Genomic DNA, 22,196 nt, shown 5'->3' on the forward strand with positions numbered 1-22,196 from the left:
TTCCCTAAAGCGTTGTCCTCGTAGAGCTTGCGGAATAAGATGTTCAGCTCGTTAATACGGTTCTGCGCCTTGTCAAGCTCTTTCCGTTGTTGCGTCAGTGTCTTTTGTACTGCCTTTGCGCTGCACTCGTTGGCGGTCTGAATAAATTCCTGTTCATGCTCTTTCACATAAGACGTTACGCGCTGCAAGTCTGCAAGGACAAGTTCTTTTAATACGCTTTTGCGGATATAATGCGTAGTGCAGAGCATATCATTTCTTGCCCGGTTACGGTAGTTGCCGCAAGTGTAGGCGTGTTTCCGTTCAAGCGTCCCGGCTCCGCGTACCGCATACATTTTGTAGCCGCAGTCCCCGCAAAAGAGCAGCCCGGAAAACAGGTCAATTTCATCAACCTTTGTCGGGCGTTGCCGGGTGGCAATCCGCTTCTGTGCAAGTTCAAAGGTTTCTTCATCAATCAAAGGCTCGTGAGTGTTGGGGAAGAAATACCGTTTTTCCTCCGGGTTCTTCTTCGTCTTTTTCGACTTATAAGATACCTTGTAGGTTTTCCCGGTTATGGTATGCCCTAAATACTCTTTCCTTGTCAGAATGTCGTACAGCGTCTTGTCGGGCCAGTTGTACCATGCGTTGAGCTGTGGGCGGGGGTGGCGTTTGCTCCCTGTCCTGCGGTAGCGCAGTTCCCCGACGGTCAATATCTCATTGTCCCGCAGCCAGTTCTGGATTTCACACATACGGTCGCCCCGTACATACATTGCAAAAATCTGTTTTACAACGTGCGCCGTTTCCGGGTCGGGTATCAGATGATTGCGGTTATCCGGGTCAATAAGGTAGCCGTAAGGGGCTTCGCCGTTGACGCGCTCGCCTTTCTGCGCCTTTGCCTGTTTGACTGCCCGGATTTTCTTTGAAGTGTCGCGGGCGTAAAACTCGTTGAACCAGTTCCGCAGAGGGGTAAACTCGTTATCTTCCCTCGCTGTGTCTACACCGTCGTTAATGGCAATGTAGCGCACTTCATATTCGGGAAAGATAATCTCTATCAGCTCCCCGGTTTTCAGATAATTACGTCCCAGACGGGAGAGGTCTTTTGTTATGACGGTTGCCACGTTCCCGGCTTCAACCTCATGCAGCATGGCTTGAAGCCCCTCACGCTCAAAGCTCACGCCGGAAAATCCGTCGTCTACGAAAAAGCGCGTGTTGAAAAAGTGGTGTTCGTCAGCGTACTTTTGTAAAATCAGTTTTTGGTTCTGTATGCTCTCGCTTTCCCCGGCTTGCATATCTTCCTGGCTCAATCTGCAATATAAAGCGGTAATCTTGTCTGTCTGTAACATTTTGTCCTCCTTTCCGACGACAGACAAGCATGGTATTTGTACTGTCTATATTATACCACATACCGCTGCCTGTGTCATGTATAAAATGTGAAGAAACGCCCTATTTCCGGGCGTTTGCGGGGTTCAGCTCCATGTCTTTGCGAATGAGCTTCTTTATCTTTTTATCCAGTGTGTCCGTTGCGCGTTCACTTGCGGACGAACATACAAGGTAAGTAACTTTTCCGATTTTATGCTCCGTTGTGGTAACGGGCGTTTGGTTTTGCGTCAAAGAAAATCCCCCTTTCTTTCGCAAACATATAATACAGTCTATGAATAGCAGCAAGTCCACTATTCAAGAAAACAAAGGCTTTAATCGGACGGTTATCAGCATAACCTCATGGGAATTGCACCCCCGCATGGTTCTCATGCAGCCCTACCCATTGCCTGCGACGCTCTTAACGCTCGGACTGTGGCTGTAAGGAAGTATCATTGTATATTCTGCGCGTCGTCGCCCGCAAGCCGCTACACTTGCTTTCCGGCGCGGTGTTGGTCGCTCGGCTGTCCGGGCGGGGATAACCTCACCCGGATAGCGTCATGGCGCACCCACCGTATGGCTCGGCGCAAAAGGAACGTATCCGATTTGCCCTATGCTGCGCCGCCGTTATCTTGCGCCGCTTTCTTTGTCAAGGTTCAGAATGGCTTTGCTGCCGCGTCAGCAGCGGAACGGAAAAGGGGGAGAGAGAAAGCGTCCCGCCGCTGCGGTTTATTCCTCTGCCTTAAAGGTGAGGACAGCCATCATCAGTTTTGCTTGCAGCCGTTCCCGAATGTCGTGGTCTACGCCAAAATAGACGTTCCCGCGCTCGTCGTACAGCTTCCGCATGGAGAGGCGGGCTATGTAGCCGCTGAAATGCTGCAAGACAATCTTCATAGCGTCCGGGTCGCCCTTTGTCGCTGCCAAAATGACAGGATAGGGAACAAGGGCTTTTTCCGGGTAGCCGGGTTCGTTACCATTCGTCCCATTCATCAGCATTTTCCTCCAGATATTTTTTTAGCAGCTCAAAAGAGCTTGTCCGCCTGTACTGTATCGTGCTTCTCGACGTATCGAACAGCTCCGCAATCTCGGTGTCGTTCATTCCCTCGAAATAGTACAGGAGTACGGCTTTGCGCTTTTCTTCCGGCAAAGTACGGATTGCTTCAAGAAGCAGCTTCGGCGTGATTTTCTTCCCGGCTCTTTCAAAGGCGGTTTCCCCTTTGAAATATTCATCAAAGGTATGAAGCTGCCGCGCTTCTTCTAAGGTCAAGTCGGAAAAGGTAATCTCCCTTGCCTTATGCCTGTGCAGCTCTTTGTGAGCGTCACACGCTTCATTGTGCAGTACCGTATTACAAAACTTCTGGAAAGCGCACTGTTTTATAAACTCCCTGCGATTAGGTTCCACATTCTCACCCCCTTTCTCGTTGGAAAGTTGGTGGTGCTTCCCCCTTTTCGCGGGGCAATACTGCCTTTTGAAAAAAACGCCGAAGATTTTCGGATTTTTTTCAAAAAATTTTTTGAGCAGCAAAATACGCCTGTCCGAAAAGCCCGGACAGGCGTAAGGGTATTGTAAGCGGTATTCAGATGATTAGACAGTTCATATTGATAGACGTAGTTTTCCCCGGCGGTGGTCGGGCTTTTTTTGATGTGTCAATGACCGTCGGATTTTGTCGATATGGTATGTGCTTCATGGCGGCTACCTCCTTTAGCCGCCGCTTTCAACAGTGATACCGCGTCATTTCTTGAGAAGATAAAAAGAAACGGCGGCTTTGATATTTCAAAACCGCCGATAGATTAGATATTGCGTAAAAAGGCATACAAAAATATCTGCTCCTCTAACGGTTTTTTTCTTTCCCCGTTAGGGGAGCAGATAATAGTATTTAAGGATTGTGTACGGTTCAAAGAAACTTTCCCCTAAAGATACCTACTTCTTTAGTTGATAGAAGTCATAAAATGCAGCGTGTTTAGTAATAAGTTCTTCAAATGTGCCATGTTCAATTATTTTGCCGTCTGCCATAAATACAATTTCGTCATAGAGTGTAAGAATATCGCTGCTCATATTATGAGTGATAGTAAGTAGCGTTAAATCAGATATTGCCAATAGCCTGCTTTCAATATCATACGCAGTTTGCATATCAATAGCAGACGTACCCTCGTCTAAAATCAACAGTGGCTTCTTACGAATTAAGGCTCTTGCTACGGCAATTCTTTGTTTCTGTCCGCCGGAAAGGTTATCTCCATTTTCTCCAACGTGATATTTAAGTCCGTTTGGTACTTGCTCAATAAACTGTGATAAACCACTATCAGACAATACGGATTGCAATTCTTCTTTACTGAAATCTTCGTGTAGGCAAATATTGTCAAAAATGCTCTCATCAAACATATAAACATTCTGATGAATGACCGACGATAGCGCAGTTATTTTATCAATGTCCAAAACGGAAAGACTATCTGCGTCATATAGTACATCACCTTTGAAATTAGAGTAATATCCGGCAATCAGCTTAATAAATGTAGACTTTCCACACCCACTCTTGCCGACAAAAGCATATTTTTTTCCTTTATCAATGGATAGTGAAATACCGTTTAAGACTTCGTTTTCCTTATCATAGGAAAAATGCAAATCATCTACATAAATCATTTTTTTGAAAGAGGGTGATTTTTTTGTATTTGTGTTCTGTTCCTTGTAATCTGAAAGGTTATTTAGCTTCTGTGTAATTGGTTTTATACTCTTGATTTTGGGAATATTGCTAAATATAATCAATAATGGATTTGCAAGGTTACTGCTTACCTGTACCATGCCTAACAAGGCTCCTGCACTGATACGACCAATGATAATGAAGTATGCAGAAAGAAAAACAACAACCACTTGAACAAGAAGCGCAAGCACCATAGAAACCGCTTCATTTGCCGCAATCGCCTTGTCAACAGAATATTTTGCTTTTATAGTGTCCTCGTTACTTATTTCAAATCGTGAGAGAACATATTTTTTCATTCGATAAGACTTGATAACCTCAAAACCGGATAACAGGTCTTTTACATGGTTTGTAAAATCGGATAGCATATCAGAATATTTATCCTGTCGTTTGGAGAGTAGTCCTCCGAATAGACTGGGTACAACAAGCATGATAGCGATTGCGATAATCACGCAGACTGTAACGATAATGTCAAAGTAAATCATTACAGCAAGGGAAGCTATAAAAATAATCGTATACTGGATAACTTGCAACAGGGGCAGTAAATAGTTATCTTCAATCATTTTTACATCATTCGTAATTGCGGATAAATAATCAGCAGTATTATTTTTAGAGTAGTCCTCAATCGTGTGCCGTTCAATTCCTATAAAGGTTTTAGAACGGACAGCTTTCATAATTTTACAGACAAATTTTTTGCTAAACAAAGATTGCAGGTACATGAATACTCCCATAAGTGTAAAGTAAGCTAAAGAAAAGAGTAGTATTCTGATAAAGCCGTCCATATCGCCCATATCTACAATATCCATAACTTGTTGCAATAAGATAGCAATAAATACATAAGATAGAGAACTGATTGCAGTAAATAATGCGGTAAGGAAAAGCAAGAATTTGTATTGTTTTAAGTATCGTATCATATAGCGGTGTCCTCCTATTTTCTGTTAAAAAGTAAATCGCAGACAAGTCCTACTGCCCCTAAACCAAACAGGCAGGTGGCGGCTGATTTATAGCCTTTTTCGGATAAATGTGCAGCCCCTATCATCAGTCCGATTTCTGCCGTAGCAGATATAGACTTGGATACAATGCGGAATGACCGCTTTTTCCATGCTTCATTTGCGACAACTTCAATTTTGTTTGCAGCATTTTCGATTTTTTGGTCTAAGTTTGACATAGTATTCTCCTTTCATACATTAAGACGGTATGTATATGCTTAAAAATAATACCTTACGAATGAATGTATAGTTTGAAAATAAAACTGCCTTTTGCAAGGCAATTTTATCTACTTGGCTACGTTTAAGTGTTCAAAGTAATTCTGTGCCATACCGAAAATTTCATCATCAATAATCGGCAAGTTCATACTATCTAACAAATATTTGATAAATGCAAACTTTGAAAGCAGTTCTTCCGGGGTTGCAGGATAGACAGAGGGAATTAACCAAAAATTTGTAAGTAATGGCAAAAGTTCAGATAGTTCTTTTGCATACTCGGTTTGGATAGAGCCGTCCTCTATTCCCTCTTGAATAAGCTGCAACCAAAGAGGGGCAATCAATTTCCTGTTTGTATCAGCCAGTTCAGCCAACAAGCGGGGATTTTTCAAAAGAGGAATACTCTGTTTTCCAAGTTCAGTCCTATCATTATCTGCGTGGTTTAACTTAATGACTTCACGCATTTTTTCTAAACCATTTAGGTTTTTCTGATTTTGTACGGTAACAAATGGATTGTTGTCAAAAAAGAGTTTCCCCCCTAATGCGTCAATAATTTCCTCTTTTGACTTGAAATGATGATAAATTGCTCCTTTCGTCAGTCCGCCAAGTTCATTTACAATATCTTGAATCGTTGTATTGTCGTACCCCTTTTCCATGAATAACCGCTGTGACACTTCTAATATCTTCTCAACGGTTATTTCTGGATATTTATTACGCGCCATGTATCTACCACCTTCCATTTCATTCGTTTGGTATGTATTATATTCTTTTTGCGTCTGCTTGTCAAGATACATTCAGCCGGTATTTAATTGCAAGGCAGAAAAATATGATTTATTTTAGCTAACTAATAGAACTGCGTAGACATATTCAAAAGCAAAGGAGAACAGTAAAATGTAACAGGGTGAATAACTATGGCAAAAAGACCAGTACCGAAATACGATTTCAAGGCTTTTGGGGCAGCGATAAAGGCGGCGCGGACAGGGCGCAAGGAGAGCCGCAAGAAAGTGAGCGACGAAATGTTTATCTCGCCGCGCTACCTTGCGAACATTGAGAACAAGGGGCAGCACCCAAGTTTACAGATTTTCTTTGAGCTTATGCTCCGCTACAATATATCCGTAGACCAGTTTCTTTTGGAAACGCCGCCAGAGAAGAACACGCAGCGGCGGCAGCTTGACGCGCTTCTTGACGGTATGAGCGATACAGGCATACGGATTGTGAGCGCAACGGCAAAGGAGATAGCGGAAGTCGAAACAGAGGGCAGATAAGAGGTGTCCGTCAGAATTGAATAAGGTTTAGAGAGCGTTGTAATCTTTTTTTGAGGATTGCAGCGTTTTTCTTTTGCGGAAGTTTGGCAAAACCGGGCATAGCTCCGTAGTAAGGCATAAGGGATAAAAACATTCGTAGCAAGCATAGGAAGCGGGTACCCACTTCCGTATTTTCCCCCTCCCGCGCTGCGGCGCGTCGGTTGAAAATTGCTTGTTGGGACGTGTCCCAAACCCTCGGAACGGAAAGGAGCGAATACATGAACGGACGCAAAAGAACGGTGCAAATCAAATTCAGAGTGACGGAAGCGGAACGGGATTTAATACTGGAAAAAATGAAGCTCGTACCCACCCGGAACATGGCGGCATATCTGCGGAAGATTGCCATTGACGGGTATATCATTCAGATAGACCATGCCGATATAAAGGCAATGACCGCAGAGATACAGAAAATCGGTGTCAACGTCAACCAGATAGCACGCCGCGTAAACGCGACGGGGAACGCATACCAAGAGGACATAGAGGAAATAAAGGGGGTGCTTGCGGAGATATGGCGGTTACAAAGATTAAGCCTGTTAAAAGCACCCTAAGCAAAGCCCTTGACTATATCGAAAACCCGGACAAGACGGACGGGAAAATGCTCATATCCTCTTTCGGCTGCTCCTATGAAACGGCAGATATTGAGTTCGGCTATACCCTGTCGCAAGCACTGGATAAGGGCAACAATTTAGCCTTTCACTTGATACAGTCCTTTGCACCGGGGGAAGTGGACTATGAGAAAGCCCACGAAATCGGGAAGCAGCTTGCCGACGCGGTAACAAAGGGGCAGCATGAATATGTACTCACGACGCACATTGACAAAGGACACGTCCACAATCACATTATTTTCTGCGCCGTAAATTTCGTAGACCACCACAAATACAATTCCAACAAAAGGAGCTATTACGGCATACGGAACATGAGCGACAAGCTGTGCCGGGAAAATGGCTTGTCCGTCGTTGTTCCCGGCAAGGGCAGCAAGGGAAAAAGCTATGCAGAGTACCAGGCAGAAAAGACGGGTACAAGTTGGAAAGGCAAGCTAAAAACCGCCCTTGACGCGCTTATCCCCCAAGTTTCCAGTTTTGAGGAATTGTTGCAGCGGTTACAGGCGGCGGGCTATGAGATAAAGCCGGGGAAATATGTATCATGCCGCGCCCCCGGACAGGAACGCTTCACCCGCCTTAAAACCCTCGGCGCAGACTATACAGAGGAAGCCATAAGGGAACGGATAGCGGGCAGACGGACAAAAGCGGTGAAAGCTCCCAGAGAACAGCGCGGCGTGTCGCTGCTTATCGACATTGAGAACAGTATCAAGGCGGCGCAGAGCAAGGGCTATGAACAGTGGGCGAAAATCCATAATCTGAAACAGGCAGCTAAAACAATGAATTTCTTGACGGAACATAAGATTGAGCAGTACGCAGATTTAGTCAGCCGGATTGAGGAAATGGCAGCGGAAAGCAGACAGGCGGCAGACGCATTGAAGAACGCCGAAAAGCGGCTTGCGGATATGGCGGTGCTTATCAAGAATGTTTCCACCTACCAAAAGACAAAGCCCGTCTATGACGCATACCGCAAGGCAAAAAACAGGGAAAAATACCGCGCCGGACAGGAACAGGCAATTATCCTCCATGAAGCCGCCGCAAGGTCGCTGAAAGCGGCGGGCATTGCGAAGCTCCCGAACCTCGCCGCGCTGCAAGCGGAGTATGAAGCCCTCCAAACGCAGAAAGAAGCCCTTTACGCCGACTATGGGAAGCTGAAAAAGAAAGTCCGGGAATATGATATTATCAAGCAGAACATTGACAGCATTTTACAGGCAGACAGGCAGCCGGAACGTGAAAAGGGAACAGAGCGCGGATAAGGATAGCAAAATCCCCGCCGCTGTGCTATGATAAGGCTATCAAATACAGACAGGAGCGTTGAAGCATGGAAAACCAGAAAATGCCGGAATATGAAACCATACGCGCCGCCGTCGCCGGGGAAAAATGGGCGGTGGAGAAAGTCGTGGAGTGCTACAAGGACGAAATCGACAGGCTATCGACGGTAGCGGTCAGACAGCCGGACGGAAGCACGAAACAGGAAATCAACGAAGATATGCGCCAGTCTATCACAAAGAAGTTGATAGAAGCCCTCCCGCAGTTCCCGCTTGAAGAAATGGAAAAGGGAAATGTCAGATAGGCAAAAAAAGAACAGGGCGCGGAAGCCAGTATATGACTTCCGCGCCCTGTCTTTTTATGGGTGCTGCTTTCGTGAATGTTACGCAGTAGAACGCCATTTTCGGGGGTAAAGGTATAAAGTATCGCCTGTCCGATTTTCACGCCCGGAAAGCCCTGTAAATCAAGGGATTTTCCGCACCTACTGCGTAACAGGGGCGCGTCTTTTCCTCATGCGCTCGGCGGCTTGTCTGCGGGTGATACGCTTCCGGCAGACGGGGCAGTATTTGACACTGTTAGAGGTTGACGCAAAGAACGCGCCGCACTCGGTACATTTCTTCTTATCCCCTGTCTGGTAAAGCTCCGCATAGAGCAGCCTGTCGGCGGGAAGCACCGCAACCCGGAACCACTTGCAGAGAAGCGAATAGGAAATGAGCTGCGGACATACGCACTCGTCCCCGTCGTCCAGTAAGATACAGTTCCCGTTATCATAGTTGCAGCACGTCCGGCGCACAAGGGCGTTGACTTTCCGGCTCTGGGGCGGCGTCAGCCGCTTAACCCCGTTCATACTTCATCAGCGGCGTAAATGGGAAGCTCCGCAAATTCCGCTTCGGTCAAAGCGTCCACTTTGGAAAGGGTGCGCTTTGCAAGCTCCCGCATATCCGCGTCCATGTAGGGCAGCGCGGCGTTGACATTCTCAATCAAAGCCCGCTTGCCGCCCTCGTTGTAAATGCTCAAAAGGTTTGTTTCTTCAACAGTCAGTCTAATCATGCTCATACCTCCATATCGTGATTTTTTGTTTTCGCCGCCGCCTTTTTCGGGGCGGTCTTTGCCTTGTCCGCTTTAAGCTGCGCCCGGATAGAGGGGCGGGGCTTCCTTATCTCCCTGTCCCGGTTCTCCCCCTTGTCAATCAGCGCATACGTCCCATGTCTGCCCTCGATTTTGGAAAAGGAAAGTGTCTTGTAGGGCAGCATGGAGAAAAGGCGGTCAGTGTCCTTTGTGGCTGCAAGCCGCATGAACGCCGGGGAAAGCTCTGCCATGAAATGGGTCTTGTTCGGGCTATTCGGCTCATAGTGCCGCTTCATTTCCCGCACAATGCGCCGCGCTTCCGTTTCAATCAGCCCGTCCCGCAAGGCTGTGATATGCGCCTTGAAGTCCCCCGGTGGAAGCTGCTCCCGGCTGCGCCGTTCTTCCTGTAAGAGTGATTGCAGCGCGTCCGGGTCGTCGGGTAGGGCTTCAAAGCGTTCAAACTTCCCAAGCTGCGGGTCTGGGTTGCCGTTGAAGAACCGTCCGGCGGGTATCTCCCTTTCCCCTCGCTCATAAATCAGCTTCACCGTATCGGCGGGCAGCTCATTTTCCTTGACGCGCTCATAATGTTTAGCGTAGTCCAGTTCGTACAGATTGCCCTTAATTTTCCCGCGCTCCTTTCCCGTCAGCTCGATTGCATAGGCAAGGACGCGGTCGCTTGTCTGCTCCATGTAGAAACGCCATGTGTTGTGGGGCGCGGTGTCTTTGAGGAAAACGTCGCGCTCCCGGAAACAGTGCGTCCCGGACGGGCGGCAGAACCACAAAAGGGTCTTGTCCTCCCTGTTGGGGCTTGCCGCCGCCTTTGCGATAATCTCTTTGTCAATGTCTAAGTCGCTCTGGTAAAAGCCTGTGTTCTGCTTCATAATCGCTTCAAGGGAAGCGAACAAATCCACGTTTTCAAATTTACTCTGTTCCGGCATGGGTCAGCTCCTTTCCAAGTCCTGTGACTTCTGCTTTGCGTTTTTCTTCTGCGCCTTTTCCTTGTCGGCTCTAAGCTGCGCCCGGATAGAGGGTTTCTTTTCCGGCTTCGCCCCTTTGCCGCGCTCCTTGTCGGCTTTGACAGCGTTAGCCAGGTCAACAAGGGAAATCTGCTCGCCCGCCTTTACCTTTGCTTCCAGTTCGTCAACGGTGGGGGTGTTGTTGATGATACCGTCAATCATGTTTCCGTTCTGCTCTATGGTCTGCTCGGCGGTTTTCAAGGGATTGTCCCGCTGCGCCTGTTCTGCGGCAACGGCAAACGCCCGCGTCCCATTCCCCATAATCAGATACTTTCCGTCGTCCGACTGGTGGTGAAAGCCATATCCGGCGGCTTCTATCTGCTCCCGGCTCATGGCGGTTACATGGAACGTCCCCCTCGGTGTCTTGACGGTTTCGCCCGTTTCCAAGTCGTCCGGGGTAAGCTGTTTCTGCTCCTGTAAAAACTCCGGCACTTGCCGGAAGCCTACACTGTCAACGAAATGCGCCGCGTCCTGTCCGTCCTGATGAAGCACTACCACGTCCGAAACGGAAAGGCTGTGTCCCCTAAAATCTTTGGGGTGGTCGATATTGAAGCGGGTATAAATATCTTCAAGGGAAGTTTCCGGCGCAAGGGGTGCGGAATAGACAAGCTCATAGTTCGCCCTGTCAACCACATTCCCCGCCGCCTGCAGGCGGTCGTAAGGCTCAAAGCGGAAATCCCTTGTTTCGTCCCCGCCCTTTATCTGGTAAATGGAAAAGGTGTCTTTGTCCTGTCCGGCGGTCTGCGCCGTTTCCTGTGCCTTTGCGTAGAGCTGCTTCACGTCGCCCTCGGTCAGCTCGCCGCTTTTGAGCTGCCCCATAAGCTCGCGGCATTTCTCCGGCGTTCCCGTATAAAGCACGTCGCCCATTTTCGCCCGCCCGTTCTCCTGTGTCACATAGGCTTGCAAGAGGTAGCTGTTTTCCCGGCTGTCGCTGTAAGGGTTTCGGCGCACTCTGTAAATCGTTTCCGGGGTAAAGGCTTCTTTCGGGGCTGCGCCCGCCTTTTCCTGTGCGCCGGATTTTCCCGGTGCGGCTGCTTCCGGCTTCTCTTTCCCGGCTGTATCTGCCTTTGCCGGGGCTTCCGGCTGCGGCTGTTCTTTCGGGGCTGCCTTTTCCTCTCTGGTGGGCTGCTCCTGTCCGGCGGTCTGCTCCTTGTCCTGTGCCTTTTGCAGCTCCGCAAGATTTTCGTCTATTGAATTGATAATCTCGGCGGCTGCGCTGCGTATCGTTTCAAGGGAGCTTTTCAGCTCGGACAGCTCCCGCCCGCTACTCCACCCGGCGACATAGCCGAAAGAGTAGTCCGACGTGTCAAGCCCGTAATGTTGGCAGACGGTATAGGCGACGCTTTCCGCTTCGACTTCGCGGGTGCGGCGGTCAATGTGGGGCTGCTGCTCGTCCTTTGGCGCGTTGAGGTCAATGTCGTGCAGCTTCGCATGGGCGATTTCGTGAATGGCGGTCTTTAAGGTCTGCAATTCGCTCATGCCCTCGTTGATAGCAATGCGCTTGTCCTCCAAGTGGTAGTAGCCATGAGAGCCGCCCTCGATATTCTCAAAGGCGATAGGAACGGGGGAAGTCTTTTCAAGGGCTGCGAAAAAATCCTTGTAGCGGTCAACGTCGCCCGGCAGCTCGTCAATGGCAATGTCCGGCAGCTCCTTTCCCTCGGTCTGGGAAACGTCAAAGACGGATACCACCTTGTAGGCGGGTATGGTGACTTCCTTTTCCTCGGTGACGGGCTTTCCGTCCTTGCCGATTATGGGCTTCTGTGTGTGCGGGTCGATTTTCTGCATTTCCTGTTTGATTTTATAGGGCGACGGGGCAATGATTTTAATTCCCTTTTCCCCTCTCATCACATTTCGCTCAAAGTTGTTCTTCCAAGCGGAAAAGCCCGCCAAAAGGGAAGCGTCCGGCTTCTGCATGGCGATAAGGACGGTGTTTCGGAAGCTGTAATTATGGAATTTTGACATGACTTTCAGATATTCCTTGTAACGCTCGCTGTCAAAGAGTTCCGTAATGCCCTGTTCCAGACGGTCGGTAATCTCTTTTAATTTCTCGGCGGGCTTCCCGGCTGTCAGCACGATAGGGATAACCGGGTGCGGCTCCTGTGGCTGCTCTGCGACGGTTCGGGCGGTCTGCTCTGTGGCGGCTGCGTCCATAAAGGTCTTGTCCTGTCCGCCGCGTTCCGGCTGTGGGAAGCTCATAACGCGGTATTCTTTGGGTATCTCGTTTTCCGTTCCCCGATACCATTCGGTAAAGGTGTTCTGATTGTTATAGATATAGCCCTGTTCGGTAAACTGCCCCTTATCCTTGCTAACTGCGTCCCGCCCGTATTCTTCATACTTGAAATATTTCTTTGCTTCTTCGGAAAGCTCCAGCTCGTCCAGTTCGTCGATAAGATAATAACCGTAATCTTCTTCGCTGCGGACAGTGGGATAGAGCCAGTAACAGTCAAGGTTTTGTGCAAGGTTGATAAGGTCTTTCATGCTTCCGGCATACTCGCCATGTGTAACCGCCGCCGCAAATTTATCCTTGTCCCCGTCACTCTGCATTTCCAGAAGTTTTCCAAAATAATTCAGCTCGTCCATGCTTGCGCTTTGGATAACGGAAAGCGGCAAGTCAAAGGGGCAGTCCTCCGTAGAAGAATACCCGTTGATGAAAAAATCCTGCGGATTGTCTGCGGTAATGCCGACGCTTTCCATAGCCGCATGAAGCTGCTCTGTTGTGGTCGGCATGGGAAGCCACACGCCGCCCGGTTCGCCTGTTTCAAAGCGACTGCGGCTGTCGATAAGAATTGAAAACTGCTCGCTCATAGGGTCATGCTCCTTTCTCTGCCCGGTGGTCTGCCCCGCCGCCTGTTCTGCGGGGGCTGCGTCTGTTTTTTCAGTTTCCTGTCCGGGCTGCGTCCGTTCTTCCCCCTCAACAAAATAGCCGGGTAAAAGCTGCCCGTTTACTTTGAAATGTTCTGCATATTCCTGTGGGATAGAGGGGGATATTTCAGTGAATAAATGTGCGTATGCCTTGATACGCCCGTTCAGATACTTTTCCATAGCCGCCTTGTCCGCAAAGACTTTTCTTTCCTGTCCTGCGATTTTCGCCTGTCCGTATTGGTGGGGGCTGTTGGTGTAAATGCTCCATGAGAGCGTCCATGAGTAAGGGATAGATTTCTCTTTTTCCCTGTCATACCGGGTATTCTCGGATACGCGGTAACGCATTTGGTAGACGCGGTTACTGATGTGCTTTCCGTAGTCGGCAGCTTCCCATTGGTTAGCGGTATGCTTGACTTCGGGCGTCCTTACATACTCAATGGCTTTGTCAATGGCAAGCGTCTTTCCCGCCTGTTCTTCCCAAGCCGCCGCCCGTTGCCGCAAGGCTTCAAAAGCTGCCTGTTCAGCCGCCGCGTATTCCTCCCGCAATGCCCGCAACTGCTCTAAGGGCAGGGCGGTCAGCCCGGAAATGTCAGCGGTTTTTTCCTCAAAATAAACTTTGCGCTCTATCCGCATACTGTCAGCCGGGTCTAATCGGTCATGCTCATATGCGGAATAGCCTTTCTTCATTTCCATTCATTCGCTCCTTTCTGTAATGGCGGCGCACCGCCGCGCTTTTCTGGTACGCTCCCTACTACGGCGGGGCTGTGCGCTTTGCCAATATTTTTTTGATTTTTTTAGAGGGTTTGGGAAACTTCCCAACAAGCAAAATCCCCGTCCGGCGCGTCAGCGTCGTAACGGGGATTTACGGAAGTGGGTACCCGCTTCCTATGCTTGCTATTCCAGTTTTTAGTTCTTCTGCACTTCGATACGGTAGTTGACGTATTTCCCGCCAGTGTCAGCCAGAACGATAGTTCCGTCGTAGGTCTTGCCTGTTTTCGGGGAGTAGAGCTTCTTCACATTCGCCTTGCCGGATTTAAGGAGCGCGGCGGCAATCTTCGCGGAAAAAGCGGTCTTGCGTTCCTCGAAAAAGCGGTCATTCTTCCACATGACAAAGGCACATTCTTTGTTGCTGCAATAGTAGTTTTTCTTCCCCTCATGGACGGGAGAGCCGCAACGGGGGCATTTGCCGACAGAGGTCTTTTCCTCCCGGAACAAATCCTTTTTCCCGTCCAGTGCTGCGGCGTGTGTCTGCACAAGCTCCCGCGCCATAGCTTCAATGCCGGACAGAAATTCGCCGGGGTCTGCGGCTCCCTTTGCTATCTGCGTCAGATTGTTTTCCCATTCTGCGGTAAGCTGTGGGGAAGTGAGCATATCCGGCAGCACTGATATAAGGGCGGCTCCGTTCTGCGTGGGGATAAGCTGCTTCCCCTTGCGCTCTGCAAAGCCGCCCTTTACCAGTTTTTCAATGACGGCGGCGCGGGTGGCGGGAGTGCCAAGCCCCCGGCGTTCCGCGTCCGGGTCGGTGTCCCCGTTCCCGGCGCGTTCCATAGCCGACAAAAGGCTTGCTTCGCTGTGGGGCTTCGGCGGCGTTGTGGTATGCTCCGTTACTTTTGCGGCGGGGTTAGGAAAGCCCTGTCCCTCGGAAAGCTCCGGCAGCGTCACGCCCTCATTTTCCCCGTCCTCCGCTTCGGGCTTATCTTTCAGCGTCGCCCGGTATCTGTGTTCAATCTCTTTCCACCCGTCAGAAAGCACCGTCTTTCCCCGCGCCGTAAACTCCGTATCAGCGCATGAGAAAACCGCCGTAACCGCTTCATAAATATGCGGCTCGGCGGTGGCAAAAAGCAGACGCGCCCCCGCAAGGGTAAGGATATTTTTCTCGCTTTCCGGCAGCGCGTCCGGGTCAGCCTTTGCAAGCTCCATAGTGGGAATGATTGCGTGGTGGTCTGATACTTTTTTACTGTCTGTTACCTTTGCAACCTCCGGCGTGAAGCCCAAGCCCTCCATAAAGGAAAATTTCTCACAAAGCAGCTTGATAATGCCCGCTGCGGTGCCGCCCATGTCGTCAGTAAGAAAGCTGCTGTCCGTCCTCGGATAAGTCAACAGCCGCTTTTCATAAAGGGATTGTGCAAGGTCAAGGGTCTGCTTCGCGGTGTAGCCGAAAATGCGGTTCGCTTCCCGCTGCAAAGAGGTAAGGTCAAAGAGCTTCGGCGGGGCTGCGGTTTTCTTCTCTCTGGTAAGGGAAACGCATACCGCCGTTTGTGTTTCGCAAGCCCCTTTCAGCGCGGCGGCTTCTGCCTTGTCTGAAATCCTTTCGCTTGCCGCTTCCGCGCCGGATAAATCAAGGCGAACATGATAATATTTTTCTTTCTGGAAATGAGAGATAGCCGCGTCCCGGTCGGTGAGCATTTTTAAGGTCGGGGTCTGGACGCGCCCCACGTTCAAGGTCTTTCCATACAGACATGAGAAAAGCCGGGTGGCGTTAATGCCGATAAGCCAGTCAGCCTTTGCGCGGCAGAGTGCGGACGCAAAGAGCGCGTCGTATTCCCGCCCGTCTTTGAGGGAAGCAAAGCCCGCCTTGATTGCCCCGTCCTCCATTGAGGAAATCCACAAGCGGCGCATGGGCTTCTTGCAGCCCGCCGCTTCGTAGACAAAGCGGAAAATCAATTCACCCTCGCGCCCCGCGTCACACGCATTTACCACTTCGGAAACGTCGGCGCGGTGCATAAGCTCTTTTAGGGTTTTGAATTGCTTCCCCTTGTCCGGGTCAACGGCGTACTGCCATTCCTCCGGCAGAATGGGTAAGCTCTCAAAACTCCATTTTTTATATTGCTCCCCGTAGGCGGCAGCTTCCGCAAGCTGTACCAAATGCCCGACGCACCATGAAATGAGGCAGCCGCCGCCCTCGATATATCCGTCTTTCTTTTCCTTAACGCCAAGCGCGGCGGCGATAGTCTGCGCCACGCTCGGCTTTTCTGCAATCACAAGTCTAAGTGCCATGAAAAAATCCTCCTTTCAGCGTTCCGGCTCACTTGCCTTTTTCTCCTGTACCTGTTTCAGACAGTAGCCCACACAAGGGAGCTGCCCTTTGTACGGACAGGAAGCGCAAGCCGGGGAATGGGGAACGGGCGGCGCATTGTCACGCCGCCCGCCCGGTCTTTGTATCATCATCTTTTCAAAGGGATTGTCGGTAAACAGGGTCATGCTTCCTCGTCCTCCTGTTCTTCATCAGAAAGCCCGTCCCCCTCGTCCGGCTCCGGCTCGTCCTCGTCGTAGTCGTCAAAATCGAAATCTTCAAGGTCGGTGCCGCCCTTGACGTTTTGCTTCGGCTTCATAAACTTAAAATAATAGAACGCGCCCCCGCCGCCAAGAAGTGCCACGACAAGGAAAAGCACAAGCCCGCCCGCATTGCCTTTTTCTTTGGGCTGCTCCGGCGGTTCTTCGGTTTCCGGCTCCGCTTCCTTGCCGCTGCAAGCGGTCATGTTCTCCTTGCAGACGGGGCAGCTCACATTTACTTTCCCGGCTTCGCATTTCTCGGTGCAACTGCAAACGGCGGGCGGGGCTGCTTCGGTGCTTCCGTCCTCCATAAGTGCTAAGAGGTCGGCTTCGTCTACTTGATTAAGGAAATGTACAGTATTCTCGCCCTCGTCGTCCCGGTCAATGAGGATATAAAAGTAATTGCCGTTTTTGGTCGTTACGGTGATAAGCTGCTTGTTGCCGCCGAAATCGTCTACAAGGGTCGCGTTCCCGTCCGGGGTAAGGGGTTCTTCCCTTTCGGGTTCCTCGTAGACAACGCCGCTGTCGTCGGTGTCGTCCTGTCCCTCCGGGGTCTGTGCAAAGGCGGTGACGGAAAAGCCGCCCATACAGATAAATGTGGTAAGCAGCACAAAAAAGCTGCGGATAAATTTGCTCTTATTCATTCTCGGTGTCCTCCATTTCTTCGTTGTCATGGTCTGCGGGTTCTGCGGGGTAGCCCGGCGCGGCTTCCATGCCCGGAATACCGCCCCCGGAAAGCATAGCGGAAAGCTCATGCGGGGAAAGGCGCATGGAGCGCACAAGCTGTACGATTTGCAGGTTTTCCGCTTCGGTTTTCTGCGCTTCAAGCCCCCTTAATTTGTTCTGGTACTCGGTGATTTTCTCGCGGGTCTTTGCAATCTCCTTGTCGATACGTTCAATTTTGTTCATAGCCATCAATAAATTTCTCCTTTCAGATTTTCTGTGTTATGTTTGTTTTTAGTTCCAGTTCATCAGCCCGTAGCCTTTAATACAGGAGTAATTAACGGGGTAGCTCTTTATCTTGCAGGCGTCGCCGGAATTGCCCTCGACGGTATAGACGCGCTCCCCGTCCGTTCCGATAACAAGCCCCACATGGTCTGCGCTCCCGTCCCCGTCCCAGTCGAAAAAGATAGCGTCGCCGGGGGCGATATTCTCATAGCCCCTCGCGCCCCATTGCCCGCGTGACTGGAACCAGGGTACGCCCTGTGACTGGCACCCGGCAAAGCGCGGCTCGCTCTTTCCGGCTTGATTGTAGCACCATGAAACGAAACAGGCGCACCATTCCACGCGGCTGTTAAATCCGTACCAGCTCCAAAAGGGTCGCCCGCCCACGTTGCCGACTTGCTGCTTCGCAAGGTCTACAACGGCGGTGTTGCCGGGGCGTGTGCCGTTTACAAGCTGTATGCCGCTTAAATCCTCGGACGCGCCCATATCGGGGGAGCCGCCGCCAAAAATCAGCGGCTTGTTGCCGCTTGTTTCCAGATAGACGCGGTACATTTCAAGCTGCTGTGGCGTTAGAAGTTCCTCCGCAATCTCGGAAATGGGCTTGTTCGTCAGCTTCACGTTGAGGATATGGTACTCGTAGGGTACTTCCTCGGTGGTCGTTTCCCCGGTTTCCGGGTCTGTGCTTGTTTCTGTGCGGTAGCGGATTTCCGTTTCTTCCGTCAGCGTCAAGGTGTACTGCATGGCAAAGACGCGGTTTAGCTCTGCCTGTGCGCTCTGCGGGGTGTAGGTCTGTAAAAGGGCGGTGAGGTAGGACGCTAACTCATGGGGGTTATGCCCGATACTGTCAAGGTCATAGCGGTATTCGTCATAGCCGGGGTGGGTGCTTTCGATATTGTCAATCTGCTGCTGAAGCTCGTTTTCCTTTGCGGCGTAATTATTTTCCGTCGCCACAAGGTCGCTGTCCTCCGACGTGTAGGAAGTCCCAAGTATGCCGTTCATCAAGCCGGAGAACATAGAGCCGCAAGAGGAAAGCCCCGCCGATACCATGATGAATAAGAGCAGCGCGGCAACGGCGATACATACGCCCGCCGGGTGTCGCCCTACAAAAGCGATTGCCTTTTTTGTTTCCTCGGCGGTCTTTTTTGCCGCCTTGCGGGTGTTCTCTGCGGCTTTCTGCGCCGTTTTTGCGCCGCCTTTCCTTGCCGACTTTGCATACTGCCGCTTGATTTGCTGCTTCTGCATGAAGCGGGAAAGGGGATTGCCCGCAATCTGCGGATTGTCATGCAGGGCTTTGTGGTACTGGAAATCCACATTCGCCTTGAACGCCGCTTTCTCTGCCTTTGCCGCCGCCCGGTAGGGTTTGAGCTTGTGGCTGCGGTAGCCCTCCTTGACTTTCCGCACCCCGTACTTTGCGCCGCGCTCTGCCAGTTCTTCGGATTTGTGCGCCCCCTCAACGCCGGAATTGTCCTTTTCAACGGAATGTATCTTGTTGTGGACGAAAATACCCGCTTCCTGTGCGGGGCGGGATAGCGGGTTATTGTGGGGCTTATTCTTTCCTATGGGCTTTTCCCGTTCCTCAAAATGTAGGCGGGTCTTGCCTTTCCCGGTGGCTTCATCAAAGGTGCGCTCCCGTACAAGTTTCTTTTCTTTGGGGATAGCCGCCTTTGCCGCGTCCAGACGGTCGGCTGCTTTGTCCGATTTTCGGATATATTTTTCAAGCTCCGGCGTTGCCCGTTCCTCGTCGGTAAACTGCAAGCGGGAAGATTTTTCTTTTGCTGTGGCTTCTGCCTGTGCTTTCCTCGCCGCCTTTTTGCTCGCCTTTCTGGTACGCGCCCCGTCGATACGTTCCAAGACGCGCTCGGCTGCTGCGGTGTCCTGTTCCCGTTCTGCCCCCGGCGCATGGGGAAGCGGCGGCGTGTCGGTTAAGGGCGGGGAAGTTGCGCCGCCCGGTAGGGGCTGCGCTGCCTGTTCCGGCTGCGGTGGGGCTTCGGTCTTTGCAAAGTCCGCGTCCCTTATCCGCTTGCTGATACGTTTCTTTTTCCCGGTAGCGGCGTTTACCTCGACAGCCCCCTCGCGGGTCATTTTCTGCGTGACTTTTTCACGCGCCTTATATTGTTTTATGTGTCTGTCCCTCCAATCCGCGCCCTTGCAAGGGCGCAATACTCGGCGTTTATCTCAATGCCTATATAATGCCTGTCAAGCTGCTTTGCGGCTGCCCCCGTCGTGCCGCTGCCGAAAAAGGGGTCAAGCACAACGCCGCCTTTCGGACAGCCCGCCTTGATACAGGTTTCGGCAAGTTTTGGCGGGAACGCGGCGAAATGCCCGCCCTTGTAGGGAACGGTATTGATAAGCCACACGTCCCGCCTGTTCCGCATGGTCGGCATGAGGGCTTCGTCGTAGTAGCTGCCGCTTCGCGCCCGGTTAAGCCCCTGTACGTTCCCCTGTCCGGGTACTTCGTCCGCATATTTCTGTCCCGCGCTGCGCCCGGTGCGGTACCGCGCCGCCGTTGTGGGGGCTAACGGCTCGGCTATGGCGGCTGCGTCATAAAAATACTTCTTTGACTTCGTAAGCAGAAAGATATGTTCATAGCAGCGGGTAGGGCGGTCTTTCACGCTCTCCGGCATGGGGTTTTCTTTCTGCCAGATAATGTCGCTCCGTAAATACCACCCGTCAGCGCGTAGGGCAAAGGCTAAAAGCCAAGGGATACCGATTAAGTCCTTTTGTTTGCAGCCGGAAACGCGGTTGTTTCTTGCAATCTGCTGTCCGTTTCTGCCTTTCGGGTTCTTCGGGTCTGCATGGTAGCCTTTATTTCCTGTGCCGCAGTAGGTGTCCGCGATATTCAGCCAGAGCGTACCGTCAGAACGCAGTACCCGGCGCAGCTCGCGGAAAACCTCGGTCAGCCTGTCAATGTACTGCTCCGGCGTGTCCTCCCGCCCAATCTGCATATCAAGCCCATAATCCCTAAGTGCATAGTAGGGCGGGCTTGTGACGCAACAGTGTACGCTTTCCTCTGGAAGCTCCCGCAAGGCATAGAGCGCGTCCCGGTTGATGATGGTGTCAGTTTTCAGCCCGTTCATGCTTCGCCCACTTCCTCCGGCTTCGTCGTCATTACCCGGTAAAGCTCGGTGTCTTTTGGGAAGCGGTCTACAAAGGGCAGCACCACGTTTCCGTAGAAGATAAGCCCCTCGCCCGCTTCGGTGTGGGTGACATACTTCATCTGCTGCGGGGAGATGTTGAGCTGCTTTGCAAGGATAGCCCGGTCGCCCGCCGCCTGATTGAGCATGAGGACAAAATCAGAGTTTTCAAAGATATTCTCCACTTCGCGGGAAGCAAGCAAATCCTTGACATTCTGCGTGATTGCTGTGGGTATGCCGCCCCATTTTCTGAAACGCTTCCAGATTTCAACGGAATAGGCGGCGGTCTGTTCCTCTTTCAAGAGAAGATGAAATTCGTCCATAAAATACCGGGTGGATTTCCTTTCTGCCCGGTTGACGGTGACGCGGTTCCATACCTGGTCCTGCACAATGAGCATACCTAATTTTTTGAGCTGCTTCCCAAGCTGCTTGATGTCAAAGCAGACAAGGCGGTTTGAAAGCTCTACATTCGTCCTGTGGTTAAAGACATTAAGGCTCCCGGAAACATAAAGCTCCAATGCCGCCGCGATACGCGCCGCTTCCGGCTCCGGCTGCTTCAAAAGCTCGTCGTAGAGGTCGCCCAAGATAGGCATTTTCTCCGGGTCGGGGTCTGCAAGGAAAGGGCGGTACACGTTCCTAACAGCGCGGTCAATGACGGTCTTATCGACGGGCTGCAAGCCCTCCTTGCCGCCTATGACAAGCTCGCAGAGGGAGAGGATAAAGTCGGATTTCAGCGCAAGGGGGCTGTCGTCCTCGCTGTAATTGAGGTTAATATCCATAGGGTTCACATACTGGGGCTTCCCGTCAATGCCCTTGCCCGTAGGGGATAACCGTATCACTTGCCCGTCAAGCCGCTGCACAAGGGAAAAATACTCTGCTTCCGGGTCGCAGATAATTATGTCATCGTCGGTAATGAGGAAAGCGTTTGTCATTTCCCGTTTGGCGGCAAAGGATTTCCCGCTTCCCGGCGTACCCAAGATTAAGCCGTTGGGGTTCTTTAGCTGCTTGCGGTCGCAGAGTATCATGTTGTTAGACAGGGCATTTAAGCCGTAGTACAACGCCGCGCCCGTCTGGAAAAGCTCCTGTGTGATAAAGGGGATAAAGATAGCGGTGCTTGACGTGGTAAGCCCCCTTTGAATGGGGATAAGGTTCTCCCCAAGCGGTACAGAGGACATAAGCCCCGCTTCCTGTTGGTAGTCAAGGCGGGTCAAGGCGCAGTTGTTCTTCTGTGCTATGCCCGCCGCCGCGAACACGTCATTTTCCAGTTTCCGCTTCGTGTCCGCCATGTTCACCACAAGGAACGTCAAGAGGAACATTCTTTCATTCCGGCTCTGCAAGTCCTGTAAGAGGTTCTTCGCTTCGCTGCCGAACGTGGCAAGGTCGGACGGGATTATATCCATGTCGTAGCCGCTGCGTACCGCTTTTTTCTGGTAGAGTAGGGAAGTGCCGCCTTGCCGCATTTCGGCGGTAGGTCTGCACCACCCTCTCCGGGAACCGTA

The 22,196-nt window shown here is 51.1% G+C and carries 21 protein-coding genes and 1 pseudogene; 4 read left to right on the forward strand and 18 right to left on the reverse strand.

Going from position 1 to position 22,196, the window contains the following annotated elements; genetic code table 11:
- From D1159_RS15810 to D1159_RS15850, 7 genes are all read right to left on the reverse strand, one after another.
- A partial coding sequence (locus D1159_RS15810; RefSeq protein ID WP_161846612.1) for a recombinase family protein occupies positions 1 to 1,319 on the reverse strand: 1,319 nt, incomplete at its 3' end.
- 100 nt (positions 1,320 to 1,419) lie between these two features.
- Positions 1,420 to 1,647: a transposon-encoded TnpW family protein gene (locus D1159_RS20095; protein ID WP_004607973.1), complete on the reverse strand. Its 228-nt coding sequence runs from the start codon at positions 1,645 to 1,647 to the stop codon at positions 1,420 to 1,422.
- Positions 1,648 to 2,061: 414 nt separating this feature from the next.
- On the reverse strand, positions 2,062 to 2,322 hold the full coding sequence (locus D1159_RS15830; protein ID WP_002590583.1) for a helix-turn-helix domain-containing protein: 261 nt from the start codon (positions 2,320 to 2,322) through the stop codon (positions 2,062 to 2,064).
- A complete protein-coding gene (locus tag D1159_RS15835) occupies positions 2,303 to 2,734 on the reverse strand; it encodes a sigma-70 family RNA polymerase sigma factor (protein WP_135990380.1) in 432 nt (143 codons plus the stop codon). Before D1159_RS15835 ends, D1159_RS15830 begins: the two co-directional genes overlap by 20 nt.
- A gap of 519 nt (positions 2,735 to 3,253) precedes the next feature.
- Positions 3,254 to 4,939 carry an ABC transporter ATP-binding protein gene (locus D1159_RS15840; protein WP_135990379.1) on the reverse strand — a complete coding sequence of 562 codons (1,686 nt, stop codon included), beginning with the start codon at positions 4,937 to 4,939 and terminating at the stop codon, positions 3,254 to 3,256.
- A 14-nt stretch (positions 4,940 to 4,953) separates the two neighbouring features.
- Positions 4,954 to 5,193, reverse strand: a complete 240-nt coding sequence (locus tag D1159_RS15845) for a hypothetical protein (protein ID WP_135990378.1) — start codon at positions 5,191 to 5,193, stop codon at positions 4,954 to 4,956.
- Positions 5,194 to 5,301: 108 nt separating this feature from the next.
- Positions 5,302 to 5,949: a TetR/AcrR family transcriptional regulator gene (locus D1159_RS15850; RefSeq protein WP_135990377.1), complete on the reverse strand. Its 648-nt coding sequence runs from the start codon at positions 5,947 to 5,949 to the stop codon at positions 5,302 to 5,304.
- A 189-nt stretch (positions 5,950 to 6,138) separates the two neighbouring features.
- On the opposite strand from D1159_RS15850, the gene D1159_RS15855 reads away from it, so the two are divergent.
- The 4 genes from D1159_RS15855 to D1159_RS15870 all read left to right on the forward strand — a co-directional run bounded on the left by D1159_RS15855 (position 6,139) and on the right by D1159_RS15870 (position 8,703).
- Positions 6,139 to 6,492 carry a helix-turn-helix transcriptional regulator gene (locus tag D1159_RS15855; RefSeq protein WP_004607969.1) on the forward strand — a complete coding sequence of 118 codons (354 nt, stop codon included), beginning with the start codon at positions 6,139 to 6,141 and terminating at the stop codon, positions 6,490 to 6,492.
- Between the two features lie 257 nt (positions 6,493 to 6,749).
- Positions 6,750 to 7,079: a plasmid mobilization relaxosome protein MobC gene (gene mobC, locus D1159_RS15860; RefSeq protein ID WP_160278031.1), complete on the forward strand. Its 330-nt coding sequence runs from the start codon at positions 6,750 to 6,752 to the stop codon at positions 7,077 to 7,079.
- Complete coding sequence (locus D1159_RS15865; RefSeq protein ID WP_135990375.1) at positions 7,040 to 8,386, forward strand: relaxase/mobilization nuclease domain-containing protein; 1,347 nt, start codon at positions 7,040 to 7,042, stop codon at positions 8,384 to 8,386. Before mobC ends, D1159_RS15865 begins: the two co-directional genes overlap by 40 nt.
- A 65-nt stretch (positions 8,387 to 8,451) precedes the next feature.
- Positions 8,452 to 8,703 (forward strand): helix-turn-helix domain-containing protein, encoded by a 252-nt coding sequence (locus tag D1159_RS15870; RefSeq protein WP_002585088.1) that lies wholly within the window; start codon positions 8,452 to 8,454, stop codon positions 8,701 to 8,703.
- A 177-nt stretch (positions 8,704 to 8,880) separates the two neighbouring features.
- Here D1159_RS15870 and D1159_RS15875 read toward each other — a convergent pair whose 3' ends face one another.
- From D1159_RS15875 to D1159_RS15925, 11 genes and pseudogenes are all read right to left on the reverse strand, one after another.
- A complete protein-coding gene (locus tag D1159_RS15875; RefSeq protein ID WP_002585089.1) occupies positions 8,881 to 9,246 on the reverse strand; it encodes a cysteine-rich VLP domain-containing protein in 366 nt (121 codons plus the stop codon).
- The gene (locus tag D1159_RS15880; protein WP_002569181.1) at positions 9,243 to 9,449 is read right to left on the reverse strand and encodes a transposon-transfer assisting family protein; all 207 of its coding nucleotides are present in this window, start codon (positions 9,447 to 9,449) and stop codon (positions 9,243 to 9,245) included. Before D1159_RS15880 ends, D1159_RS15875 begins: the two co-directional genes overlap by 4 nt.
- Before the next feature lie 2 nt (positions 9,450 to 9,451).
- The gene (locus D1159_RS15885) at positions 9,452 to 10,405 is read right to left on the reverse strand and encodes a hypothetical protein (protein ID WP_016289905.1); all 954 of its coding nucleotides are present in this window, start codon (positions 10,403 to 10,405) and stop codon (positions 9,452 to 9,454) included.
- Positions 10,406 to 10,408: 3 nt separating this feature from the next.
- Positions 10,409 to 14,038: a YodL domain-containing protein gene (locus D1159_RS15890; RefSeq protein WP_160278032.1), complete on the reverse strand. Its 3,630-nt coding sequence runs from the start codon at positions 14,036 to 14,038 to the stop codon at positions 10,409 to 10,411.
- 213 nt (positions 14,039 to 14,251) lie between these two features.
- The gene (locus D1159_RS15895) at positions 14,252 to 16,342 is read right to left on the reverse strand and encodes a DNA topoisomerase 3 (RefSeq protein ID WP_160278033.1); all 2,091 of its coding nucleotides are present in this window, start codon (positions 16,340 to 16,342) and stop codon (positions 14,252 to 14,254) included.
- Positions 16,343 to 16,357: 15 nt separating this feature from the next.
- Positions 16,358 to 16,546: a hypothetical protein gene (locus D1159_RS15900; protein ID WP_004607959.1), complete on the reverse strand. Its 189-nt coding sequence runs from the start codon at positions 16,544 to 16,546 to the stop codon at positions 16,358 to 16,360.
- Positions 16,543 to 17,262 carry a DUF4366 domain-containing protein gene (locus D1159_RS15905; protein WP_009003585.1) on the reverse strand — a complete coding sequence of 240 codons (720 nt, stop codon included), beginning with the start codon at positions 17,260 to 17,262 and terminating at the stop codon, positions 16,543 to 16,545. Before D1159_RS15905 ends, D1159_RS15900 begins: the two co-directional genes overlap by 4 nt.
- Positions 17,255 to 17,533 carry a DUF4315 family protein gene (locus tag D1159_RS15910; protein ID WP_009003586.1) on the reverse strand — a complete coding sequence of 93 codons (279 nt, stop codon included), beginning with the start codon at positions 17,531 to 17,533 and terminating at the stop codon, positions 17,255 to 17,257. The genes D1159_RS15905 and D1159_RS15910 overlap by 8 nt, the downstream gene beginning before the upstream one ends.
- Positions 17,534 to 17,575: 42 nt before the next feature.
- A complete protein-coding gene (locus tag D1159_RS15915) occupies positions 17,576 to 19,645 on the reverse strand; it encodes a CHAP domain-containing protein (RefSeq protein ID WP_160278034.1) in 2,070 nt (689 codons plus the stop codon).
- A gap of 35 nt (positions 19,646 to 19,680) precedes the next feature.
- Entirely contained in the window at positions 19,681 to 20,640 is a 960-nt protein-coding gene (locus D1159_RS15920; protein WP_002569173.1) for a site-specific DNA-methyltransferase, read from the reverse strand.
- A pseudogene (locus tag D1159_RS15925) lies at positions 20,637 to 22,196 on the reverse strand (ATP-binding protein); the annotation flags it as partial. The pseudogene D1159_RS15925 and the gene D1159_RS15920, both read right to left, overlap by 4 nt.

Origin of the sequence: Pseudoflavonifractor sp. 524-17 (assembly GCF_009935845.1) — a bacterium.
GTDB lineage: Bacteria > Bacillota > Clostridia > Oscillospirales > Oscillospiraceae > Pseudoflavonifractor_A.